Origin of the sequence: Flavobacterium omnivorum, from assembly GCF_900099915.1 — a bacterium.
GTDB lineage: Bacteria > Bacteroidota > Bacteroidia > Flavobacteriales > Flavobacteriaceae > Flavobacterium > Flavobacterium omnivorum.
On record NZ_FNDB01000004.1, the window covers coordinates 42,772 to 67,759 of the forward strand.

General features: G+C 36.1%; 15 protein-coding genes. 4 read left to right on the top strand and 11 right to left on the bottom strand.

Features of this window, described 5'->3' with window-relative positions; translation table 11 throughout:
- Positions 1–223: 223 nt before the first annotated feature.
- From BLS90_RS05515 to BLS90_RS05555, 9 genes are all read right to left on the bottom strand, one after another.
- Positions 224–5,104 (bottom strand): hypothetical protein, encoded by a 4,881-nt coding sequence (locus BLS90_RS05515; protein WP_091256158.1) that lies wholly within the window; start codon positions 5,102–5,104, stop codon positions 224–226.
- Between the two features lie 6 nt (positions 5,105–5,110).
- Complete coding sequence (locus BLS90_RS05520; protein ID WP_091256160.1) at positions 5,111–7,993, bottom strand: helicase-related protein; 2,883 nt, start codon at positions 7,991–7,993, stop codon at positions 5,111–5,113.
- 217 nt (positions 7,994–8,210) lie between these two features.
- Positions 8,211–10,178 carry a tetratricopeptide repeat protein gene (locus tag BLS90_RS05525; RefSeq protein WP_091256161.1) on the bottom strand — a complete coding sequence of 656 codons (1,968 nt, stop codon included), beginning with the start codon at positions 10,176–10,178 and terminating at the stop codon, positions 8,211–8,213.
- A gap of 162 nt (positions 10,179–10,340) precedes the next feature.
- Positions 10,341–11,012 carry a hypothetical protein gene (locus BLS90_RS05530; protein ID WP_091256163.1) on the bottom strand — a complete coding sequence of 224 codons (672 nt, stop codon included), beginning with the start codon at positions 11,010–11,012 and terminating at the stop codon, positions 10,341–10,343.
- A gap of 120 nt (positions 11,013–11,132) precedes the next feature.
- Positions 11,133–11,792 (bottom strand): P-loop NTPase family protein, encoded by a 660-nt coding sequence (locus BLS90_RS05535; RefSeq protein ID WP_091256166.1) that lies wholly within the window; start codon positions 11,790–11,792, stop codon positions 11,133–11,135.
- The gene (locus tag BLS90_RS05540; protein ID WP_091256168.1) at positions 11,776–12,714 is read right to left on the bottom strand and encodes a hypothetical protein; all 939 of its coding nucleotides are present in this window, start codon (positions 12,712–12,714) and stop codon (positions 11,776–11,778) included. Before BLS90_RS05540 ends, BLS90_RS05535 begins: the two co-directional genes overlap by 17 nt.
- Positions 12,715–12,900: 186 nt before the next feature.
- Positions 12,901–13,191, bottom strand: coding sequence for a helix-turn-helix domain-containing protein (locus BLS90_RS05545; RefSeq protein ID WP_091256170.1), 291 nt, complete (start codon positions 13,189–13,191; stop codon positions 12,901–12,903).
- Between the two features lie 372 nt (positions 13,192–13,563).
- Positions 13,564–14,394, bottom strand: coding sequence for an RteC domain-containing protein (locus tag BLS90_RS05550; protein ID WP_091256172.1), 831 nt, complete (start codon positions 14,392–14,394; stop codon positions 13,564–13,566).
- 307 nt (positions 14,395–14,701) lie between these two features.
- Positions 14,702–17,137 (bottom strand): aminotransferase class I/II-fold pyridoxal phosphate-dependent enzyme, encoded by a 2,436-nt coding sequence (locus BLS90_RS05555; protein ID WP_091256174.1) that lies wholly within the window; start codon positions 17,135–17,137, stop codon positions 14,702–14,704.
- Positions 17,138–17,397: 260 nt separating this feature from the next.
- On the opposite strand from BLS90_RS05555, the gene BLS90_RS05560 reads away from it, so the two are divergent.
- The 4 genes from BLS90_RS05560 to BLS90_RS05575 all read left to right on the top strand — a co-directional run bounded on the left by BLS90_RS05560 (position 17,398) and on the right by BLS90_RS05575 (position 20,839).
- Positions 17,398–17,775, top strand: a complete 378-nt coding sequence (locus BLS90_RS05560; protein WP_091256176.1) for a DUF7793 family protein — start codon at positions 17,398–17,400, stop codon at positions 17,773–17,775.
- A gap of 36 nt (positions 17,776–17,811) precedes the next feature.
- Positions 17,812–18,723: an AraC family transcriptional regulator gene (locus BLS90_RS05565; protein WP_091256177.1), complete on the top strand. Its 912-nt coding sequence runs from the start codon at positions 17,812–17,814 to the stop codon at positions 18,721–18,723.
- A gap of 220 nt (positions 18,724–18,943) precedes the next feature.
- Positions 18,944–20,476 carry a MauE/DoxX family redox-associated membrane protein gene (locus BLS90_RS05570; protein ID WP_091256179.1) on the top strand — a complete coding sequence of 511 codons (1,533 nt, stop codon included), beginning with the start codon at positions 18,944–18,946 and terminating at the stop codon, positions 20,474–20,476.
- An 87-nt stretch (positions 20,477–20,563) separates the two neighbouring features.
- Positions 20,564–20,839, top strand: coding sequence for a hypothetical protein (locus BLS90_RS05575; RefSeq protein ID WP_091256181.1), 276 nt, complete (start codon positions 20,564–20,566; stop codon positions 20,837–20,839).
- Between the two features lie 70 nt (positions 20,840–20,909).
- Here BLS90_RS05575 and BLS90_RS05580 read toward each other — a convergent pair whose 3' ends face one another.
- Positions 20,910–23,588, bottom strand: a complete 2,679-nt coding sequence (locus BLS90_RS05580; protein ID WP_091256183.1) for a prolyl oligopeptidase family serine peptidase — start codon at positions 23,586–23,588, stop codon at positions 20,910–20,912.
- Positions 23,589–23,599: 11 nt separating this feature from the next.
- The gene (locus BLS90_RS05585; RefSeq protein WP_091256185.1) at positions 23,600–24,988 is read right to left on the bottom strand and encodes a RagB/SusD family nutrient uptake outer membrane protein; all 1,389 of its coding nucleotides are present in this window, start codon (positions 24,986–24,988) and stop codon (positions 23,600–23,602) included.

Sequence of the window (24,988 nt, forward strand, 5' to 3'; positions counted from 1 at the left end):
CTCTTATTTTATATAGCTTTACTCTAAATTAATTGTCGCACATTTAGGCAATATTTGCGACAAAAATTAAAACGTTTTTTGAAATTACTGTTTTTGTTAGAAAGCAATTTTAGACACAAATACTATCCTAATTTATCCTCACCCCCAGCCCCTCTCCAAAGGAGAGGGGCTGGGGGTGAGGATAAATTATATTTCGTTTGGTTGTAGTAAAACCTTTCGAACTTTACGCTTCAAAAACCTCTTCAAAATGCTCCCAAGCCAGTTTATAATCTTCCACCCTATCACACTTATCAAATGGCGCGAAATACGTCATTTTTTGACCTCTGTACAGTTCGCTTTTTTCAATGGTGTGTTCGTAAGTTTCTCCAGATTTTAGGTTTTTGATGGTGTCCCAAACTGGGCGGTCTAGACCAACACCAGTTAATCCTTTGCTGCACGTAAACACAATATTTCCTTTGGTATCGTACCAAGTGTCGTCTTCGTTTTGTTGCAGTACCGGGAATTGCACGTTGTAAATTAAGGTTAACTCCTCCAGGGTCAAGCCCAATGCCGTAGCGGTAATCACATCTATCTCGACCAAGGCTTGGCGACGCTCAAACCAGTTGCGCAACGGCGTACTCCATTGCCATTCTTGGGTTAAGGTTGCAAACGGTTTTAACCGAGTATCGTTTTTGCTCCAGTGGTCTTGAGTAAAACTGTCCTGCCAGTTGTCCTGCCATAAGGGCGCATAGTACTTGTTCAAGCAATTGAGTTGCAAGGTGCGATTGAACAATTGCGATTTGTATTTATCTTCGATACCGAGTGGAAACGAAGAAATTCTACCGTCATATAAATTGGATGCTCCAACAGTTTTAATAAAAAAGTCAAGCGTTATTGAAGAAGTTAAACCAATAAGTTCTACAAGTTTTTCGGTGTCTTTTAATATGATTGAAATAACACCGCTGGTGTGGCTTGATTTTGGGGGTAATATGGCACTAGTTAATGTACGTTCTCCAGTCTGGCTTAACATTTTTCGAAAGCCTACTTTGTAATATTCTATCCAATTATCGTAAATATCATTTCCAACTTCATCTTTCTTTCCTGTATTAAAACCCTTTATTAATTTTGGAAAAAGATTAGTATTTAGATCCGGGACATAATTAGTTCGGGCAATAAAATCTTCTGAAATTAAATTTCCAGTTATTGTGTCAAAATGATCTTTTTGAGTGCAAATTTCTCTTGGTGTTTTGTATAATGGGTTTGAAACATAAATATGGGGACCACTAAAAACCATTTCATTACTTTCAATAGTTGGAAATTGAGTTTCACGTCTAATGGTTCCCTCATTCACATCATTTGTTTCGTGCCAACCTTCCGTTATTTTTGATGGAAAATCTTGAATTGAAGACTTAAATGAACTTAATTTTTCCAAAACATTAATTATTGATGCAGAGTGAATGGAAACTAATTTAGCCGTTTCTCCATCATCTGTATTCTCAAAAGTTTTAGATAAAATTTTTAATCTATCAGATGAGAATTTAACAATTCTATCTTTATGGGGTTTAATATTCCATTCATAATTTTGTGTAGCTTCGTCTTTGATTTTCAAACCACCAGTAAGACCGCTTCCATTATGGATAAAAGAGGTTTCAATTGTTGATGGATGATATAAATTATTCATTGAAAAGAAATCAATTTCTGTGTTTTTTCCGCTGTAAATATTGAGACTATAAGTTGTCCAATGTAATATTTCTTGAAATAATTTTAATGTATTTACAAATTGAAAATGATACTTCAATCTTGGATAGATTTCTTTACGCAAAGGTTGTCCGTTAGGGTCGTCGTAAACACTCTCAGGATGGATTAAACCCATATACCCTTGTTTGCCTAACATATTAAACCCATTTTCTAAAATACATTTGTACAAATTGGTTTGTTGTCCTTTCAATAAAGGATAGTTTTGGTAGGCATTCATAAAAACACTGGCACATTCGGTACCTATATTTTCATTTAAATAGGCTTCTTTTTGGGTTTCTATGCTAAAATATTCGCTTTGCATTGTGCGTATTTGCGGTGCGGTTACAGAGCGAATATCCACTTCAGGAAATTTCTCGGAGATAATGCCTTTTTCTTCAAAGGTAATTTTCAACCACGGTGGGTTTCCGGCAATCAAATCAAAACCTCCACGTTCCCAAAACACTTCCAGAAACTCCAGTTGCGGGTGAAAGAAAAAGTATTGTTTGGCGAGTTGGCTTACCAAAACTAGTCGTTGGTTTTTGTCAAACAAATCCTGTTGTTGGGTGCTGTCAACCACCACATCGGTAAAAGCTTGATTTTCTACAGCGGAGGTTCCAGGTTCTAACACCATACTCATTTGCACACCAGTTTCAAACATAGATTGTTGTCCTCGGCGGTCTTCGATACCCTCAATGGCTTTGTTTACATCAAGCTTCAGGATTTCTTCAATGTCTTGCCAGTATTGTCTGCGGTTGGGTATTGCAGCTGCTTCCCGCACATCCCAAAACCATAAACTGCACCAATAATCCATCACCATTTTTAGTTTGAAATAGGGTGCGTTGTGGCGGTTGCGTTGATCAGCAAGGCGTTCTTTTTCGTCATAACTGCGCATTTCGGCCGTAATTTGTTTTACGGGCACGCCAAAAATATGTTGTTTGGTAGCAGTTGCTTGGTTTATGGAGCGTTGAAATTTGTAATACTCCCTGAGCAGTTCGTCTATTTTGGTGCTAATGGTTCTTAGTTTTTCTACTTCGGTTTTGGAGAGTGGCTTGCACCATTCTTTTTTCCAGTTGGTAACTGCTTTGTTTTCGTTTTCAAAGGCCGCTTTCAGCATTTTAATCCCTGCAGAGGCCAACATATTTTTATCAGGCAACAAGAAATGATAGATTTCGTCCTGCTTGCGGTTGTGTTTTATTTTGTCGTAATCAGTAGAAGGTTTGAATTCCAATAGACGAGGAGCTTTGTCCCACCATTCTTTTTTGGATTGTTTTGTAGCTACAGTACCATTTTTGTCTAAATCTACCATTAAATCTTTAGCATCATAGACTTTCAACCAAGCACCCACCACGGCATTACCTACCGCCAAACGGTTGCTAAAGAAAGGCGTTTCCATATCTTTATGAATCACGTTGAGCCACAAAGAGAGTTTACCCAACTCAATAGCCGTTGGGTTTAAATCGACCCCGTAGGTATTGTTGGTAGCGATGTAAGCTTTTACACGTTGCAGTTCTTCGAGGTATTTGTCTGGAGCTACACGCCATTCGTTTTTGCCACTGTCACGGAGTTCTTTTTGGCGGTAGTTCAAATAGGCATCGGCTACCTGATTGATCATTTCGTTGTGAAAGGCAGCAGCACCCATTGCCGGTTCCAATAGTTTTAGTTCCAGTAATTCAACGGCTTTCATTTCGCCTTTTTCCAACTTTTCCAAGATGGGTTTTAGGGTGTATTTTACGGTACACTTGGTTAATACCTCAGGTGTATAATAGGAAGCTGATTTTTGTCGGTCACGACCACTCAGGCGATAGACAAAAGTTCCTTTTTTTGTAATGATGTCTTGATCCTTATTGTCTTTCAGGATTTCGTTTTCTTTGAAATCGTCTCTGCGGGAACGTGGCACCATATACGTTCCTTCATGCGGTTTCCCTGCTTTGTGAACTTCGATATAATCTTGTTCGGCATAAAAACCTCGGAAAGCCAATAAACTTTCGTACACGCTACCCAACTGGTTAATTCCCAGATTGGCATACGAAATACGCCCACGAGTTTTGTTTTTTTGTTGTCTGGAAAGTGACAATTGACAAATGATATCTTGCCAGGTTTTATTACGGAATTTTACTTTGTGCAAATGATAGAGTTTGCGGTCGTCAAAAATTGGGGAGTCGATGTGGCGCACGCGGAAACTTTTGTTGTTGCCGTTTTCACTTTCACGATAACCGGAACTCAACACATAGAATAATTTACTCAAGGATTCGTGAAAAAAATAGCCATTGATACTACTTTCGGAATACAAAGGAACTTGTTCGAGTTCACGCAACATTTCGAGCGAATAACCTTTATTATAAATAGGGTCATTGCTTGGCAGAATGTCTAACTCTTCTCGGCTTTCGGCATAGAAGATAAAGAGTAAACGGTAGATAATGCGCAAACAGTCGTCCTTGATTTCCTGTTCGAAGGTATCGTCTGTTTCGTCTAGGTCTTGTTCTAAAGCTTTGATATTATTATGATACCATATCGCTTCGTTAGCCAAAGCTTCGACCGCATTGATGATACCTGTTTTTAAATCTTTGGTAACTTCATAGGCGCTTTTGTGGCTGTCTTCATCCAATTGGTCCAGCAAAACCATATTGCTGTCGGGAGCCAGAGTTTCTTTTCCCAAAAGGAAATAAAACAGTGCATAATTATTGGCATTCCGGTTTGCAGTTGCTTCGGTGAATAATTCTTCCAAGTCAATTTCTAAATAACTACCACGGAACCATTTTTCCTGCTCTAAAAGAAAAACTATGTTTCCAGCCAAAAGCATAATGTATTTCGGGCGGTTGTGTTGTTCCAACAGAAACAATTCAGAAATGGCTTTATTGATAATTACCGGAGAAATGCTAACACCAGTTGGCGTAGTGAAAACCTTATCCCATTGACTGCGGTGGTAGCGTTGCGGGGGATTGGACAGTTCTTCTTCGGCTACATTGTATTGTTGTTCGAATAGACCATCGGGTTCGGTATCATCTTCACGGATTAGAGCTTGCATTTCCATTATCATCACGTGTGGTTGGTCTCCACGATACAAAATATGACGCACCGGAATCACATCCTTTTCGGTTAGATGGAACAGATTTTTATATTGCGGATGGTCGCCATCATATCCCAACACATTTAGTAGGAAAGAATGAAACTTATGGGTTTCTTCAATTTTATCTTTGACACGTAGTTTTCCCTCAATAAACAATTGTTTGAATCGGAAGAAACGGTCTTTTAAAGGCGTAATTTTTTTATTGAATTCTTTGATATCCTCTGCCGCATAACCCGTTTTAGACAACACTTTAGAAGTGAAATCTTCATCAAAATAATTGGTAGAGAAATAATCTCCGGTATTTTTTAGAAATTTAAGCATATCTGATTATGAATTATAAAAAACAGCAATTACTTTTAAATAAGGTTGTCCTTGCAAGGAAGTTAAGTCTTGAAAGTATTGGCTGGAACTGCTTAAAATCGTTTCTATTTCCCGCTGTTTATTGTCTTTCATCTTTGCCCAATAATTACCCAAGGATTTATCTGTAAAATCAATTTCTAATTGTTCTATTGCTGCTGCGTGCCAACTTTCGATCTTGGTTTGGTAAGTGGCCATTTTGGTCTCCATATTACCTTCCAACAATTGTTGTTCTTCCTGCATACGGCTGTGTGCCCATTCTACGGCATCGGGCAAAATGCTTTGCAAGTTTGCAAGATCTTCTTCTGTTATGGTTTCCGTAAACAACTTTTCTGACAATTTAAACTCTGAAATGAACTGATTTAAATCGAGTGTTTTTCGATGAATAGTTCCGTCGTCATTCAATCCTACCACATAAAAATCGGACAATACCGGTTGTCCAAGATTATTGGCAATTTGTCCTTGAAAAATATACCAAGAAGTTTGAGCGGGAAATATTTTAGATTTGGCAACTAATGCCACATCTTTATCCACGCTGGCTTCTAATTTGGTCATAAAATACCGTACGACAGGATGTAAATCATAGAGCACCTGAAATTCAGCCCAAGCTCCTTTTTTCTTTCGGGCATCTTCAATGGATTTTTGGACTAAATCTTTATCCAATGATAATTTGTATAAACTGCCAATAGCCGGTTTAGATTCTGGTGGCAAATCGAATAAGATTTGGTTAAGGTCTTTGGTGTTAACAATTTCAATATAATCTTCGGCTACCGTAACTTCCTTGTGTTGTAATTGTTTTGCTGAGTCTAATTGCTCGAACAAAGCCTCGTAATATTTAAAATCAGAAGAGTAGATAGAGGTTGGTTGTTCATAAGGATTGTCAGTAACCAATACGGCTGTTTTATCATCCTCATTGTTAAAAAGCGTGGAGAAGTCAAAATCGACCATTGCTTTGGCGGTGCTGTCCAGAAAATTTTCATTTTGTTTTAAAAATGCCTGTTCTATAAACTTTTCTTCTTTATCGGTATCGTATAACTTCATTACAGAACCAGCATCCCCTAATGTTTTATAGACTTCTTCTTCTTTTTTGGTCAATCGATCTACAATGTGTAAATCGGTTTTCAATCCATCAATATCGGATTCGGCAATAATGTAATGAATAAAAGGAGTCTTCTTTTGCCCATAGCGATCAATACGACCGTTTCGTTGTTCTAGAGTAATCAAGGACCAAGGAATGTCATAATTGAACATACGGTTACAGAAATAATGTAAGTTAACCCCCTGAGATCCTGAATCAGAACACAATAGAATTTTTACTGTACTATCTTGTTTTCCAAAATCTTCCACGATGTTTTGTTGTTCACTATCCGAAAGACCACCGTGAAAATAGGCAATAGCCTCATCCGTAATTTTGAAATCATTTTTAAGATTGTCTCTCAAATATTCCAGCGTTTTGATGCGTTCCGCAAAAATAACGTATCGGTCGTCCTGCTTTTTGCCAGACCATCCTAAACCTAGTAGCGTTTCTTTTAATTTTTTGTATTTTGTATCTGATTTTGCAGATAGAATTTTTTCGATTTTGGTTTTTAAGGTCTCCAAGATTTCTACGTTATCCTCAAAACTATCATCAGAATTGTTTTTAACTTTGACTTTTTCCAATCTTCGTTTTACACTTTCTAAAGCAGCAAGAGGCGATGACATAAACCCCTTGAATAAACCTATAGAAAACAGAAAATCGTTTTTGGATTTTTGTTCGTTTCCTTCTTTTATTTTCTCAATAGCCAGAAATTTAAGTTCTTGTTGGTATTGTAAAAAATCATTTTCATCAACACTTAAGGAAGCAGAGGAACGGACAATTTTTCGTTCCTGAAAGTTGGCTCTAACTGTTTCATCTGCAATATCATTTTTGAATCTACGCACATAGTATGGCTCCACGTGACTTTTATCGTACTCGCCATTTTTTGGAATGGCAGTTGGTTCAATCATATTGATGAGGTTGGCAAAATTTTCTTTTTTACCATTGTGTGGTGTCGCAGAAGTAAGAATCAATGATTCGCATTTTTTCGCAATGAATTGTGCCAAATCTCCTTTTTGGCTTCTATCATTAGCCACTGTATGACATTCATCAATAACCACAACATCCCATCTCGATTTTTCTAAATAATGACGAAACTTTGCGTTTTGCTTCAAGGTGTCAATTGAAATGATAGTTTTATCGTAGTATTCAAAAGGATTCTTGTTGGCTGGTAATTGTGATTTAATTTTCGCAATTCCATCAGAATCTAATCGTACCAAAGGAATAGCAAAACGGTTCCACAGTTCTTGTTGGAATTGTGCTAGTATTGATTTTGGAGCCAATACCATAATGCGTTTTCCTTTGCCTCTTTTGATCATTTCAGCTAGAAAAATACCCACTTCGATTGTTTTTCCTAATCCAACACCGTCTGCGATTAATAGGCGAGGTCTTGGTAATTGGAGTGCTTTTAGGGTAGGAGTTAATTGGTATTCTGCTGCATTTATAGCAGCTTTTGTAGCAATCGTTATTTTATCTGAAAATATAGCTGAGTTCCGGATTTGGGTTTCTAGGAATAATTTTGTTTTTCTGTAACCACTGTCGGTATCAGGAATAAGTGTCGTGAAATTGGGGTCAATAGGTTTTATGTCGGTATCTAAATTGGTATCAAAAGAAAATCGTTTTCCTTTCACCAATTCACTAATGCCCTCAGCTTCCAATAATTGTGAACCATCGTGATTTGTGTTAGTGCCCGTAACAATAAAATCTTCTCCTCTAGTAGATATTCTTTGTCCTATGGTTAGATTATGATTTAGAGTAGTGGTTTTTTCTGAATTCATTTAGTGCTAGATTGCTTATTTTTTCTGAATACAATTAAAATTTGATTTGAAGCCTAATCCAAGATTTTTCAGTTCTAAAATCAAATTCATTATTGGTTACTTAAATATTTTCTAATTCCTTTGGGTCATTTAAAAGCAATGGCAACCTCTTGTATATCAAATGATAATCAGGGATACTTCCAATGATGTTTATGTCTGTATTGTAATACATAAATTATTAATCAGATAATTTTTTAGCCATTATAAACTCTTTATGAAAATCTAAACCTAAATGCTGTACTTGTTCAGGTATTGCTAATGCCCAGGAAACATAATAAAATGCCAAGACTTGATTTCCGGAAAAGCGTTTGTTGTTGATGCTTGAAATGATATAGTCTTTTTTGTTGGGATCAATACCTTGTGTTCCTAACATTGCCAATTCGAAAGCGGCTTGTTTTATGAGTTCAGCATCTTTTTCTTTGAAATGTTTTAGGGCTTCGACCATAAACATCACGATTGCCATATTGGTTCCAATCTCTTCTTGGTGTTTTTGGAATTTTTCCATTTCTCTTTTTTGAAATGGGTCTTCTGTTTCCTCCAGTCCGAAAGGGTCTTGCTGCAATTTGTTTAGGAAATCATCGATGTTGTTTTTATTCTCGAATTTGGCTTCGCTTTCGAGTTCGAAAAAGGTGTCTAAACCAAGGTCTTGTGCCCAGTGCTTTATCAATTCGTATTCTTCTCCTGGTTTGCGATCCTCACGGTATTCGATAAATTCTTTGTAAAATGCATCTGCGAGATCTAGTTCCGCCCGAGTTGGTTTGAATTCTTGAATGGTATCGATGCCAAATAATTCCTTGAATTGCATAGCATTAACTAAGCTGAACGTTCTTGTTTTTGAGATAACACTCTGTGGTGCAATGTCTAGGATTCGTTCATCAGTCACTGCTTTTATAGCTTCTTGAAGCAAACCGAATAAGGATAGGAATTGGAACGGTCTTAGTTCTGCATATTCTTTGTACAGAAAATCTTCAATGAATACATCGATAGGAGTATTGTAGGTTTGCAAGTTTAAGCCAGAGAATACACTTTCTATAAAAAAGTCTATTGTGGACTGGTCTTGTATTTTTGATTTTAAATTATTGATTGCAGGAAGGATGGTTTCAATAAAATTGTTTTTGTTTTGTTGGGTTGAAATGAATACTTGGTTAAGGTTTTCTTTTCGGGCTTGGTTGACAAAATCTAAATGCACCAATTCGTGCATCACTAAATGCTCAACTGCAGGATATGTACTTTTGTATTTTACTATGTGTTTGTTACGGTTGTATCTTTCTGCAATTTCTACTTTGGCAGCTGTTTTGATTTCGTCATCGGCATAAATTTCTATTTCTGTTCCACCTTCACCTTCCAGTTGGCTTCTGTAAGCAGAAAATATTTTTTCACCATCAAGATCTCCTGTAATTTTATTTGCTGTGTCAAAGGCTTGTTTTACCGCGTTGTGGTATAATGCGTCTTTTTGTTTAGAAAATTTAATTGCTTGTAAAGCACTATAGAAAGCAGAATGTAAATCGTTTTTTGATTGGGCGATTAACGAAAGGATAAAATGCGCATTCGGGTATTTGTCATTTAATTTTAATGTTTCATATGCGTATTTTTTAGCGTCTTCGAATTTGTTTTCTTGAAAAAGTAAATAGGCAATATTCGCCAAAGTAATGTGATCTGCAGTATTGGCCACTATCGCTTGGTCATAATATTTCATCGCTGTTGCACTATCTTTTTTATGTCTTGCGAAAATATTTCCCATCATCATTAACGCCCAACCGTTAAATGAATTCCAGCGCAAGGCATCAATTAAAGCATTTATTGCTTCATCCTGATCCCCTTGCTCTGAAAGTACTTGCCCAAGTATTCTGTGGTATTCTGAATTTGAAGGGTTTTTAAGGATGAGTTTCTCCAGGATAATCTTTGCTTCATCAAACTTTCCTTTTTCGCACAAAGCGATTGTTTTATTGTAATCGGCATCCTGCGTGGCAATGATTTCTGTATCTACTTCAACAGTAACACTGCCATTATCTATCGTAACTTTCGGCACAAAAGGGCCATACGTGTAGTATTTTTGAATTGCATTGAAGATTTCCATTTCATTGGCATTTTCCAATTCTGGAAAAATGATGAACAGAAAATCATTTATTTTATGGACTATTTGCATTATTGTGGTGGTAAAATGAAAACGTAAATCTATTAATTTTAATAATACTAACCTATTCAAATAATGAACAGGTTCGTATGGTTTTTTTTATAAATGACAGCTCAACATTTATAATCAGCCATTTGTACTCAATAAAATCAAAAATAAACTTTGGGTTTTGTTTTACCTTACGGTTTCCCACATTTTGAGAAAATAATTATTTAAATCTACACCGTTTAGATTGTCCAGAAACAATTGAAAATCGTATAATTGAATCAATCCCTCCTTGTTATCCGGTACTTGTGCCAACTGCACAAAATTGATGTTTTGGTACAGGGATTTTTCTCCTACAATGTCTTGCATGATGATAAAAATTGCTTGCTGTAACGTCTTTGTATCGCAATACAAATTATAGTTTTTTAGAAAAACTACAATGTCTACCTTATGCGATAATTCATGATACTCAACAGGTAAAAATTTGAGTTCGCTTGCTTTTAATGTAATCTCATGAAAGATATAAGGCTCGTCAAATCCATCAATAATTTTGTCAATTCTTTCGGTTGGTTGTATGAACGCGGTAAATTTCCAGTTCTTCAATTGTGGTGCATTATCGATTAAATCAATTACCGGGTTAAAGTATTCCGGGTTGCCATTGGCAGTTATGATGAGTTCGGATTTGGTATTGCCATTTTTTGGAAATACAATTATGAAGTCAATTTCCTTGCAATAGTAGCTGAGGTTTTTGTTTATCCAAAAGCATATGTGTTTTTGATTTTTAGGGATTTCATTTATAAGGTTTTGGATGGTTTTGTTGTTGTCTTGGAACCAGTTCCAGAAGGTGTTGATTTTTTTCATTTTTTTGTAGTGATTAGTGAATAGTGTCCTTCGTCTTCGCTCAGGATGACGGTGAATAGTGAATAGTGAAAGGAGGGTTGAGCCTCTCGTGATGGGATTGCTTCGTTCCTCGCAATGACTTTATCGTTTGTCTTTGGTGTTTTGGTCGAATGTTATCAAATTGAACATTTGTCGCATTCTGGACCGGAGTCGGTTGCCGTAGTTGTTTTCGATTTCGGAGGCGGATAGGTTGGTGGTTATGTGGGTTACCGATTTGTTTTCGACAAACTGTTCATAACGGCTGATGAGTACCTCAGCCATGACGTTGCAATCATTTCCGAAGTGCTTTATTTGCTGTTCGGCACCCAAATCGTCAAAGCAATAACCGGTTAGTTTCGATCGATTGGTTTGCTTTAGCGTGTAGCAGTTGATGGCCTCAAAGCCATTTTTGGCAAATTCAAACGAGACTTCCCTACATGTTTTGATTTTGTAATCGGATGCATGATAAGCAAAAGGACGTACTAAGTTCATTAGGGATGTTTTTCCGCAACCTATTGAACCTGATAATAGAATTCCTTTTGATAAGTCTATATTTTGGTTTATGGCAGCTTTCTCATCTTTTATCATATAAATCAACAATTTGTAGATGGTGGGGTGATCCATTTCGCTGATATGAAACGAACTTCCATAGGTTGTTTTTCCTTGGTTTTCTAAATATTCCAAGCATTTTTGGAAATTATACACTTTGAAACCTTTGTAGACCAGGAAGGTTTCACGGACGGATTTACAATGGTTCGTCATAGTTTTTCTGGGTTGCTGTGTGCAAGTGCATCGGTTTTGGTTGGGCGTTGTAATCGGATTTTTGGGTGTTAGCAGCAAACTTAGCTGTGTTGAGCATCCAGTTTCTTGCTGCAGCTTTCCAATCTTTCATTTTTGTTTTACCGCCTATGAGCCAACCTATGCTGGAGTAGTAATTGAAAAACTTATTGGCTTCTATTTGGGAGCTTTCCTTGAAAGAGAAGTATTCCAGTATCATTTCGAGTGATGGCACTGTGGTTTCAAAAAATAAATCGAGTTCAACAGCTTTTTCTTTTTTGGCGCAACTTTTTTCTTTTTGCTGCCCGCTTTCAGTTTGTTTTTTATTGGTAGCAGCGAATACTGGAAGTATTTGCTGACCGGTCTCCGTTTTTATTTCTTTCTCTTTTGGATTTATCAAAGGATTCAAATTTTGAACTGGTTCATTTCTTGAAATTTTTTCTATATCTATTTTTGTATTGTTTAAATTGTTTTTAACTGTTTGTTTTTTATTATATATATAGAGCTGTTCATTTACCTGTTCAATGACATGTTCATTTTTTGATTCGGTCAAATTGTGAACGGGTTCATTTTTTGAATGGGTTGGTTGTGGTATTTTTGAAATTGTTTTTTCTTTTTCAGAAAAATTGATCATAATGATGTTGGAGCAAGAGTGTGGATTGAATGTCGGATTGTATACCATAAACCCTAAAAGTTCTAATTCTTTCATGCATTTATGATACGTTGCTTTTGAATTGATTTTGCTGGCTTTCATGATTTCTTCCCGAGAAATGCCTGTTGGATTCTTGAATCGGTTTACGTTCCAACATTGGAAAAGTGCCAAATAGAGCGAAATGTGCGTTGGATTTAGGTTGGGTTCATAATTGATTTTATTAAAAAATCCGGTGAGGTGTTTGATGTAGTTCATGAGATAGTGTTCAGTGTTCAGTTTTTAGTATTCAGTTTGATTAACCATAAGGAGTACGGAATTGAGGTAAGAGCATAAAGTTGATGAGATTGCTTTGCCTTTTAGGACAAAGTCCTCGTGCCATCCTTAGTCGATATTTGTGAGATTACTTCATTCCGATAACTAGTGGAACGAAGCAATGACAGTTCATTTGAATAAGTTTGGAGAAGCACTAACCTTGTTGTTTTCCAGTACTTTATCAATGTCTTGATTAGCGTAATAGATAGTGCCACCGATTTTGGTGTAGGTCAGTGTTCCATTGATACGCAGGTTTTGAAGTGTTCCGGGAGAGATATTTAACAACTTTCGTACTTCGGGGGATTTTAGCCACTTTTTGCTTTGTTCGGTAGTTTGCGATCCGATAATTTTTTTAATTTCTTCTAACAAATCAATTTTGAATTCTAAAAGATCTTCTGTTGTGATAATTGTTGCTGCCATTTTAAAACGATTTAAGGTTATAATTAATTTTATAACTTTATTGTGGTACAAAATTGATTGCTTTTATTCTTTTTTAATCCCAATGGCTTTCGTAGTACCGAAGTAATTTAACATTTGAACATTTTTAAAAGCACGTTTTGGGGCTTTTCTGAGTTTCTTTTATTTTCATTTTTGAATTTGTTCAAGTTTCGGATTACACAATCTATTATTCTAATGAAAAATGCCCCAATTGGGGCATTAATGTGAGAATAGTTATTATTTTAAATAGCATCAAAATAGTACTGGATGGCAAGTTATTAGACTTTATGACTCCATTATAGACCGTGTTTCTTGGCTGTGTTTTTCGGAGGTACGATTGGCTACGATTTTTAGTCACTCGTCTTCTTTATGGATTTTTTGCTGTAGATTCAGCATCAGTTCTTCTAAGAATTTTGTTTTGCTACTCTTTCTATCTTTAATCTCTGAATAGGTTTTGTAGATATTGTCTATTTTGATGTTGAAGAAATCCTCAAAAGAAGCGGCTATAGTATTTATGTCGGCTGCTCCATGATTTAAGGCCCCATTGGAATATAGCGCATAGATTAATTCCGTGAGTGCCGTTTTTGGAGCTGTCCAAAGGAGTACTTTGTGTTTTTTTTCGTTAAACATAATTGTATTACCAGCATTGAGTTTTTGCATTGCTTCGCGGATGTAATGAATAAATCGGTGCATTGCTTTTACTTTGGCCCAAAGCATGTCATGTGAGGAGGAAAATTCGGGATATTGATAGTAATCTGTCATTGGTGTGAAAGGAAAATTATTACCTGGGTTTCTTGTGAAAAACTGATGATCGATATAGGTGTATCCTTGCTCCATATAATTAACAAAATCTAAATTGCGAGAGAAAAATTTATTAATTTTTCGCATTTCCTTTTCAAAAAATTCGATCTGATAGGATGTGCCCGCTTTGGGTTTGCGAAGTTCGCAAGAACGCAGTTCGGTAAAATAAATCAGGTAACTCATCGGAAGTGGTTTGATATTTTTAAAGAAATTAATTTCATCGGGTACTGTGTCGAAATCGTTTTGCTCGACTCTTTCTTTTAGGGTTGCCAAGGTTTTGTTGCATAAATTAATGCCATCAATTGCTTTTTTGAGATGGTTATCTTCTATGGATATAATTATATTTACTTTTTTATTAAATTCTTCAATAGTACTTTTGAACATGTTTATTTGGTTTAACCTCACCCCCCAGCTCTCTTCCTCCCCCAGCCCCTCCGAAGGAGGGGAATAAGAAGGAAAGGGAATGAAGACTTGATTAGTTTATATTTTTGATGTTAGTTGTTTTAATGGCAAAGGTTTGACTGATGAGATTGCTTCGCCCGTTCGTACAATGTCCTCGTGTCCTCCTTCGTCGGGATGACAAAACAGAGAAGAACTAAAGCGGTTCTCGATACATTTTTCATTCCATTTTATTCCATGAAAAACACTCGAACTGACGACTGTATTTTTAGACTTTATTTCCTGTATCGTTTTAAAGTGTTTTGTCTTCGTTTTGAAGTGTGCCCATTAATTCCATTGAAAAATTATCTCGGGCTTGAATGTAGGCTACTTTTGGAATTATCGTGGCTCCCAGTTTTCTCTTCTCGAAAGTTGCAGATACACCAAAATCAATTTTATTAAGATTTAATTCCCGAGCCCGTTTAATTCCCTGAAACAGAAGTTGTCGGTAGAGTTGAAATTCTTTTGCATAGGAATAATCCATTCCTATCAGCGCTGGAACATAGGTATGCGCTGTATTTTTATAACAAAATAGAATTCCGATTAATGGGTTTACACTTTGTTCTTTTTCTTTATTTTTGAGATATAACAATATGAATTCCCATTGCGGATTGCTCTCCATTTTTTGGAAAACTTCTATCGGGTAGGTAAATGTATTTATAGCATGATTGATATTTTTCACATTCAGATACAATTTATATGCCTGTTCTAATTCTTCGTTTGTTAATTGATTTTTTATTACAATATCAAAAGCCTGTTCTAAAGGCAGTACCTCTTTCAAGAAATGTTTTCTTGAGCGGTGAGAAAGCGAAGTGGAATATTCTTCGATAGTATTCCATATTGCATTTTGTATGATGCAGGTTTCAGGCATGTTTATTTTTAAGAACCCTTGATTGTGGAATATATGATTCAATTGTTCATCTTCCTCAAAATCCCTTAACACCAACATATCAGCATTTAGTTGATGATACAATGTCTCCACTTGTTCCAATAAAAGCATTATGGCTTCTTCAGCTAATGGATGTGTTTTATTGATATAGCAATGATTCCCTTCCGTAAATAGAGAGCCCATTCCTAATACTTTTGAAGTCAGGTATAATGGATTTTGTTTTCTTTTTTCTTCCAGTTGTTTCGAAATGGATTCTGAAGCTAACATATCGTCTTTCCAAAGTCCGTAAGTGAAAAAAGTTGCCAGTACAGGAATTCCCTTTTTGTCTTTGATTATATAATAATGAAAGTCCCAATTGTTTTCAGGATAGTTCGGATTTATAAAAGCATTTTCCAAGAAGCATAGCCCATCCCAATCAAACGTGCTTTGCTTGCCCAAGAGTTCGTTCCAGTTCTGTTTGTTTATTTTTTCTATGGATACTTCGTATTGTAATACTAAGTTTTTTTTTGGCTCTAAATTTCCAACAGTCGAAATCGTTTCTACAATGCCAAAAGCTTTATTCACTTTGTGTTGTGAATTTCCCGATTCTTCCAAGGCTATAGGGAAATGGTATTCCATCGCTTCCACTAATGCTTTTATTTCTTCTTTTTGGTTGTGTCGAGAAAGTGTGATACGGATCCCCGTGTTTTTGATTGGGACTGCCGGATATATTGCGGGATTTACATAAAAACCTTCTTTGAATAGCCGTTGTACCATTTTATAGGCGGTCAAAGGCATTGCGGTGCCCAAGAAAAATACTGGGGAGTTATTAAGGGCAATCATCGGGAGGGTAGTTTTTTCTAGTAATGATTTGAAATATTCTATTTTTTCTGATAAATCGCATTGTAAGCTTATGATTTCAGGTGAAAGATGAATGTTTGCCGATGCAATTGCAGCTGCTACAGAAGCCGGTTCCAATTGTGCCGAAAAAGTAAGTGGTCCACCAAAATTTTTAATTTTTTCTCGTAGTCGGTTATCGGTACAAAGTAATGTTGCTCCACTGGCACCAAATGTTTTACTCAATGTACCAAACAGTAAAACATTGTCTGGCAAACTTTTTAAAACGTCCAATACATATCCAGTACCATTTTTTCCTCTCCAACTCATTCCGTGTACATCATCAAAATAGAGTTGTAACTGCGGGTATTTTTTGCACAATTCCATCAAATCTGGTATGGGAGCAAAATCGCCAAACATAGAATATACGCCGTCTGCCATATACCATATTTTCTTGCATCGTGTCGCCAGGTATTTAATTTTATCCTCCAGCATATTCAAATTGTTGTGTCGAATCATTTCTACCGGAATGCCTCTTATTTTTAATAATTGACAGGCATTTTGAACACTCCAATGTACTTGATGGTCAAGAATTACTCCATCTTCATCCCTTACCACTGTTGGAATTACTGCCAGATGACCAAGTGTACTGTTTTTTGTTATTATCGGAGGTATTCCATACATTGCTTCAATCTTAGATTCCAGTTCGCTGTATAGCGGATTTGAAATATAGGTTTTGGAGAGTGGAAATTGTGTGCCATACTTTTGAATAGCTGTTATTGCTGCTTCTTTTAATCGGTTGTCTTGTTCCAGTCCTAAATACCCGGTAGTGCCAAAGTGAAACATTTTTTTACCTTTTATTTGTAGGGTTCGACCATTCAAGATTTGATCTTCCGCATATAAATGCAATACTCCTTCTTTTTTTGCTCCGGCTATTACTTCATCTACCGTGTCAATGAAGTTGTTGTGTTTGATTTTTGCCATATTATTTAGGTTTTAGTTGTTAAAAAATAAAATTCACTAAAATATCTACTTATTTTTTGATATTTATTTGGTAAAATTCTGAATAAAAAATTTATCGAATCTTATTATTTGTGAGAAAATCCTTTTATGACAACTTATACTCCCGATTTGATAACTTTTGTGTTTAATTATATCAAATTGTTTTACTTTTGTTTAATTTAATATAATTTTAAATATTTTTTTTGCTAAATTGTGACGATTTATTTAAATTTTTTATAAAAATGATGCATAATTACTATGAGAATGAATTTTCTCAATTTTGGATTCGAAATGACATTCTTTTTTTTAAATACAAACCCAAAAGTGTTATTAACTTGAAAGCTGCACAACGGATTGTAGCGGATCGGATACAGTTACAAAATGAAATAGCCTATCCAATATTTTGTGATATCAGAGGAATTGTGGATTCTGACAAAGCTGCAAGGGACTATTTAGCTCAATCTGGTTCTATTCTGACTAAGGCAGTAAGTCTAGTTGGGCATCAAAGTGTTTCCCTAACTATAACCTCTTTTTATCTTAAAATATGTAAGCCAAGTGTTCCAACCAAGCTTTTTACTGATGAGTCAGCCGCTTTAGCTTTTTTGGAAGAATATATTTAGTGGAAGGGTATTTATTTAGGACTAATATTATACACTATGGATCAAGAAATTAATCTGCAGCGTATGCGCAGTATGTCACAAATGCTTCTTGAAATGGCAGGTGGTAATTTTACCAATCGGATTCAAAGAACAGAAGAGGATGATGAACTGGAAGGATTAGTAGTACTTATGAATATGGTAGCTGAGGAGATGAAAGAGTCTGTTTTTCACGCGGGTTTTATAAACCCTCATCATTCCTATAGAAATCTAGTACAAAGCACTTTTATCTTAGATGAGGATTTTGTAATTGTAAGTTATAATTCTGAAGCCTCTATTTTATTAAATTTAACTCCTGAGTTTTTATGTAATATGTTGTTTAAGAATTTGTTATCGGAAGAGTCCTTGTGTTTTTGGAATCGTTTAGAGGAAGAAATATTGTTAGATCCTGACTATTATGCTTCAGTGCAATTAATTTATATTGCACAAAATAAGTTATTAGTTCCTGTCTATTGTACGATTTCAAGGCTTATGAATTGCTCTAAAATTTTGATTAGTTTCGTTACGACTGTAATTGAAGAAACTATTTCGAAATCTGTTTTGATTACCGCAAATAGTAATGACCTGCCAATTGTATTAAGCAGACCTTCAGATATACTGATGGTTCAAAATGTTTATGATTATATTTTAGATCATTTGGATAGCCCATTACCTTCTGTAAAAGAACTTTCTTATATTTTCGGAACCAATGATAATAAGTTGAAATACGGATTTAAGCAACTCTTTCGGACGACTATTTATCAGTTTTATATTAATGAGCGTTTGAAAAAAGCGCATCTTTTAATTCAACAGACCATGATTCCCTTAAAGAGTATTGCTACTATGACAGGTTTTAAAACGTATCCTAATTTTTCGAAGGGTTTTAAAAAACATTTTGGGTATAAACCGATGGATATTAAAAGAAGATCTTGAGTTGAAAGTCATGAAGTCATAAGTTCCTAAAGTCCTAAAGTATTAAGGTCTAGATGTCTAAAATCATACAGTTATACGTTGAAGTCATATAGTTGAAAGTAGCGATTAATGCAATGCACTAAAAAAACTCCTTTTCTGACAAGTTATACTCCCGATTTGCTTCTCTTTATTTATTCGTTTTTCGGAATTTTATATCGGATTAAATTTAAAGTTCGCCGATATGAAACTAAGTGTCACCACCAAAAGTATTTTTCTCAACAGTATTTGCCTGCTGTATATATTATTGTTTGTTTATGCAGCAGTTAGTAAATTATTGGATTTCGAGAATTTTCAGGTTCAGCTGGGGCAATCACCCTTACTTAGTGCTTATGCCAGCGAGGTATCTTATTTTGTGCCACTGATAGAATTAGTAGTGGCGTTGTTTCTGGCAGTTAATCGTTGGCGCTTTGTGGGACTGTTGGCCTCATTGATGTTAATGTTGATGTTTAGTAGTTATATTTTTATTGTCTTGCATTATACTTCTTTTGTTCCCTGTTCTTGTGGCGGTATTCTTGAGAAAATGAGCTGGAATCAACACCTTGTGTTTAATCTTTTCTTTGTGTTACTAGCCCTCTTAGCTTTAGCCTTTTATTCCGGTTTACATCAATCAAAAAATAGGATAATTAAAGGTGCCCCTATTGCTGGAATCATTAGTATTTCAGTGTTGTCTAGTATCGGTTTTATGATTGCTTTATTTTTGAATTCAGAAGGAATCATACATCATGAGAATCCATTTATTAGACGTTATCCCCAGCATCCCATACTGCTTATGCATCAGATGGACTTAAAGTTCAATTCGTATTATTTTGCGGGTTACAGAAAGGGGAAAATATATCTAGGAAATTATACTAATCCCTTACAATTATTATCTATGGATTCCAGCCTAAATAATAGGCAGTTTGACAAAATCTCTTTTGATGTAAAAAACAGGTTTTTTCAAAGGGTTACCATTGGTATTAGAGATTCTTTCTTTTACTTAAAAGATGGAACGGTGCCTACTGTTTTTATGGGGAGTACAAGCAACTGGAAGTTGAGTAAAGAATTAAAAGGAATTCCTTTTTTTACCTTAGCTGAAGCTATAGATACTGCTAATCTTGTATTTAGAGCTAACAATGGCAAAGAGTACGCCAATGTTTTGGGTTTATTCCGGTCGAGTCAGGTTCCAAAAGTAAGCTACAATCCGCATCTTTTACAGCGGCAAATTGACGGTGTTTTTGATACGGACGGTATATTGCTGTACAGTGAAAAAACAAAGAAAATAGTGTATTTATATTTTTATCGCAATGAATTTATTGTAGCTGATATCAACTCAAAATTAATATATCGCGGGCATACAATTGATACAACAACCAAAGCGAAAATTAAAGTAGCTTATCTTAAAAACCAGACTGAAAGAACGATGATGGCTCCGCCTTTAGTAGTCAATGCCAATGCCTCTATTTGTCAAAATTTACTTTTTGTTCATTCTAAAATAAAAGGACGTTATGAAAACGATTTGCTTTGGAAACAGGCCGCAATAATTGATGTGTACGATTTGAATAGGAATATCTATTTATTGAGCTTTCCAATTTATAACAGTGGAGAAAAAAAAATCGATTCGTTCTGGGTTACGGCAACGCATCTATACGCTATATTGGGCAATGAGCTGATGGTTTATGAACTTAAAAGCATACTTAAAAAAGAAATAAATAATGTCAGACTTAAAGAAAGATGACACTCAAAATATACTGGCCGGTATCAGGAAAAAGATCGAATACCTGTAGAAAAAAGTAGATCAAAGTTTAATTTAATATTTATTATTATGAAAACGCAATTTTTAAAAAACGTGATGCCATTTGCTGTAGCAGCATTGGGAATTTCGGGAGCTTTTGTTACTACTTCCATGCAAAGTGCATCTAAAGTCAATGTTCCTCAAATAGGGTATACCCTGAATGCACAAGGAAGTTGTAGTGATGTTGCAGTGAACTGTGACACTACACCAAAACCATTTGTTTGTCGTATGGGAGTTACTTCTGGACCACAAGCTTATGGTAAAGATGCACAAGGCAATTGTGTGCAAATTTTGTATCGTCCTTAAAATTAAAAAAGGATCGATAGCAATGCAGTTCCTAATGGGAACTGCATTGTTTTTTAGTTTTTTTAGTGATTTATTTTTCTATTCCATTGGTAATCCAAGCAGCGGTTGTATCGTCTTTTAAATAATAATCCAACCACTGTAATACACGTTCAGAGAGGTCTTTTTGATTGATTGGATTGCTAAGAATGTGGTTTTCTTTTGGATACAAAAGCATGCTGTTTTTTTTACCCAACCTTCTTAACGCCAGATAATATTCCACGCTTTGGCGCCAATCTACCTGTGTATCTTGTTTTCCGCTCCATAATAACAGAGGGATCTTTAGTTTTTCTATGGAGGTCAGAGGAGCATTACGGTCAAAATCGGAGCGGTTTGCGAAAGGTGTTTTATGTCCCATTCGCAGTTCTTCGGAGGCAAATCGCCACATATCAGGTTTCGTTGTGTTCCATCCGACGGTTAAATAATAACTTGTGAGATCTAGTATTGCACCACTTGCGATAGCAGTTGCAAATAAAGGACTGAGGTTAGCAATAAAAGCAGTTTCATAGCCACCAAAGGAGTGCCCCATAAGCGCGATTTTATCGGGATTTATCAGTCCGCTATCTATCACTTTTAGCGTGGCTGAAGTAACACAATCAAGAGTTGAAGGGCCGACGTTTTCATCTTCATGCATAATATCGGGTAAGAATACAAAGTAATCATGCGTGGTAAAAACAGTTTGATTAAAACCCGATTCATTAAAGAGTGTTGGCTTAGTGTACCAATGCAATTCTTTGGATTGCATTTCATAAATACTTACAATCAGGGGATATTTTTTTTGAGGATCGTAATGTGCCGGATAGTATAAAATTCCTTTTAAGTTTTCTTTTTTTGAATTCTGAAAAAGAATTAACTCTGATTTTCCCCAGTAGTAGTTTTGCTGTTGTGCATTGCTTTGAAAAACGATCTTCGCTGCCTCGGATGAGTTGTCTATCGATAGAATTCTTGGTGGAAGGTCAAAGCGCTGTTCGACGCAAAATAATTTTTGTTTTTCAGCTTCATAATTAAGCCCATTTATAAAGGAATCGGTATACCTGAGCGGTTGTACTCCAATCCCTTTTGTCCATTTAAAATAACCGGTTTTTCCATCATCACCCTCCGCTCTTAAAAGGAGATCATTTTCTAAATTCAAAGCATCAAGTTGAATGCCATCCAATAGCAAATTCCATTTTCCTTTTTTAGGATTATCAGCTAATCGGAAACTAATTTTTGATTCTCGACCTTGTGTCAATCGTGTACAATTACTACCATCAGCTTTGATCGCCCATATATCAAATTCATCATACAGTATAATTTCTTTGTCCTCCTTACTCCATGCCGGACATCCAAAGACCGAATCCGATTCTAAGGCATGTACTTTACCTGAAAAAGAGACGCCAGTTTTTATTGTGAGGTTGGTGTGCGTATTGTGCTTAATATCGTAAACCCACCAATCTTGGTCTCTAAAGTAAGCTATATATTTGCCATTTGGAGAAGGGATTATATCTTGGTAAAAGCTGGATTGTTTGCTTAAGAAAAGTTTATTTTCAAAGGTGTTTAAATTCTGTATGTAATAATCTCTCGGGCCTTGAAAATCGAATTGTGGCTCATAGCTTTTGGGATTCGACAAAAATGCATATTGCTGATTCCCGGACAGCATGATCGAAGGTAATTCAGTAGAAGTGATTCGCGTCACATGCCCATTTTTGGGTTGCCACAGGGTTATCTTGGGTTGTTCTTCAAATTTCCCATATTGCTGTTCCTCAGGATAAATCCATTTATCATTTGCATTCCAGATTTCTACCTTGGAATTAGTCTTTTCCGCGATGGGTATTGTTTTTTCTTTTATGCTAAAAAACACTTTTTCGAGATCATCGGAAATGATCATTTTATAACGGGGATTATCCACGATTGTTGCAGTAGTAGGGAAACTGGATTCATTGCTAGGGTCCAGCTGCCATAATTTAGTATTGGCAATTGTATAGAGCCACAGACCGTCAATAAGGTTCATTTTCGATTGGCTGTAGAATGTGACTGCTTTGGAATCTTTATGCCAAGTGAAATGGTTATAATCATTAGCAGCGGTGGCCTTAGTTATTAGAGTTGCCATTTTTAAAGTAGCCAAATTAATTATTGATACTGCATTGCCATTTTTACGAGAAGTTGTATAAACTAAATGATTACCATTGGGACTTAGCGAATATTGGATCACATCAGATATTTCTGCTAGAGTCTTTCCCGAGGGAGATCTGATAATTAAGCTTCTTTTATTTTCAGCGCTTGCAAGCAACAAGAGTACCAAGTTATTTTGAAATGAATAACAGTAGGCGCTCACTCCAGCGAGAATTTCTTTTTTTCCTGTTTCTAAATTCACAATTTGGACTGTATCTTTACTTTGACAAACAAAAAAAATATCTTTTGTAAAAGCAGACTTGTCTCCAGCTGGGAAAGAATAGCTTGTATGGTTTGCCACATTGCGCACAAATAAAGTATCCCGATCCTCTGTATAGCTCATTGTGTAGCTGACCCATTCTTCATTGGGTGCTATTTTATCCATAGAGAGCTGACCCCATAAAGGATAGTCTTCGGCTGTTAACTGTTTTTTTTGCCCCGACTGCCCCCATAAGGGGCAGCCTAGTACTGGCAAAATAAATAAAAAAACTAAAAATAAGGGGGAGTATATTCTTTTTCTAATGCTGCTTTGACCCGAATGGCTTTGCTGATCGTGTACCATAATTCATTGGATTAATAGCCCGGATTTTGTGGGCGAAGATTAGGGTTTGTACTTAGTTCACTTTGTGGAATCGGGAACAATTGATCAGTTGTATTCCAGCCTGGTTTGACAGCAGACAATGTGTTATCTAATAGGTTCAATCGTTTCAGGTCGAAGAATCGATGACCATGCTCGGTAAAAAACTCCCATCTTCTCTCTTGAACGATAGCCGTTATGATTTCCGCTTGGCTTATGGCCATGGCCGGGGCTAAGCCAGCACGCTGCATAATGATGTTGAGGTCTTCTTTGGCTCCAATGAGATCGCCTTGATGAGCTCTAGCTTCGGCTCTTATTAGGTATAATTCGGCGAGACGAAAAACAATCGAGTACTCTTTTGATACTCCTGTAAAGTCTCTTTCTTTGTATTTATTAGCATGATACCAGGTGGTGGTACCGTCAGTAATTGCTTTGGTCCAATTGGTTTTTCGCATGTCTGCCGGCGCAAATGAAGCTACCAGATTATCAGAAAGCGCCACTAAGGAGGGAGGACCCGATAAGAAAACAAATACGGCTGCTTCTTGGGTATTTTGTCCGCTAATACCTGCTTGCAGTTGCCAGATTGTTTCTTTTGAACTGAGTAAGAATACATCTTTCAGGTTTTCTTCCAATGAATAAATAGCAGTTTGATTTAAAACTGTAGTTGCTTCGTTGGCTGCTTGAGTATAAGCTTTTGTATATAAGTAGGTTCTTGATAAAAGTGCTTTAGCCACATATTTAGTAGGACGAACTCTTGATGTACTGCTATAATTTTCGGGCAATAGTGTGATAGCCTTTTCTAGGTCGAGGATAATATTTTCGTATACTTGTTGAGTAGGCATCCTGTTGGCAGTGGCATTTTTTCGATAGTCCGTTTCTTTTATGTAGGGAACATCACCAAAAAGGTTAACCAAATAGAAGTGTACTAGAGCCCTTATAAAAAAGGCTTCTCCTTGCAATAGTTTTTTATTTTCCTCTGACAGCTCAGTACTCAAATCAACCCCCTCCAGTATGGCATTAGCACTATATATTTGATTGTATGAGGCATTCCAATAGTCCGGAATCGACGTGTTTGATGGTAAAACATTATCATTATAAAAAGGGAAACTAGGATTGGTAGGATTCCCATACGCTACCATATCGTCCGTATAGTTAGCCAATTGATTGGAGATTCCCGAGTTAGTTCCTGTTAGTATTCCGTTGTCCCTAATTTTAGAATATATGTTCGTCAGGGCTGCATTTGCTGTGGCATTGTCTTCAAATACCGCCACATTTGTCAATTGTGATTCGGGTAAATCTACAGCGACAAAGGAGTCGCAAGCATTTAGGATAAGAAGCAAGCTTAGCCATAAATAGACATTTGTTTTTGTGTGTATTGCTTTCAT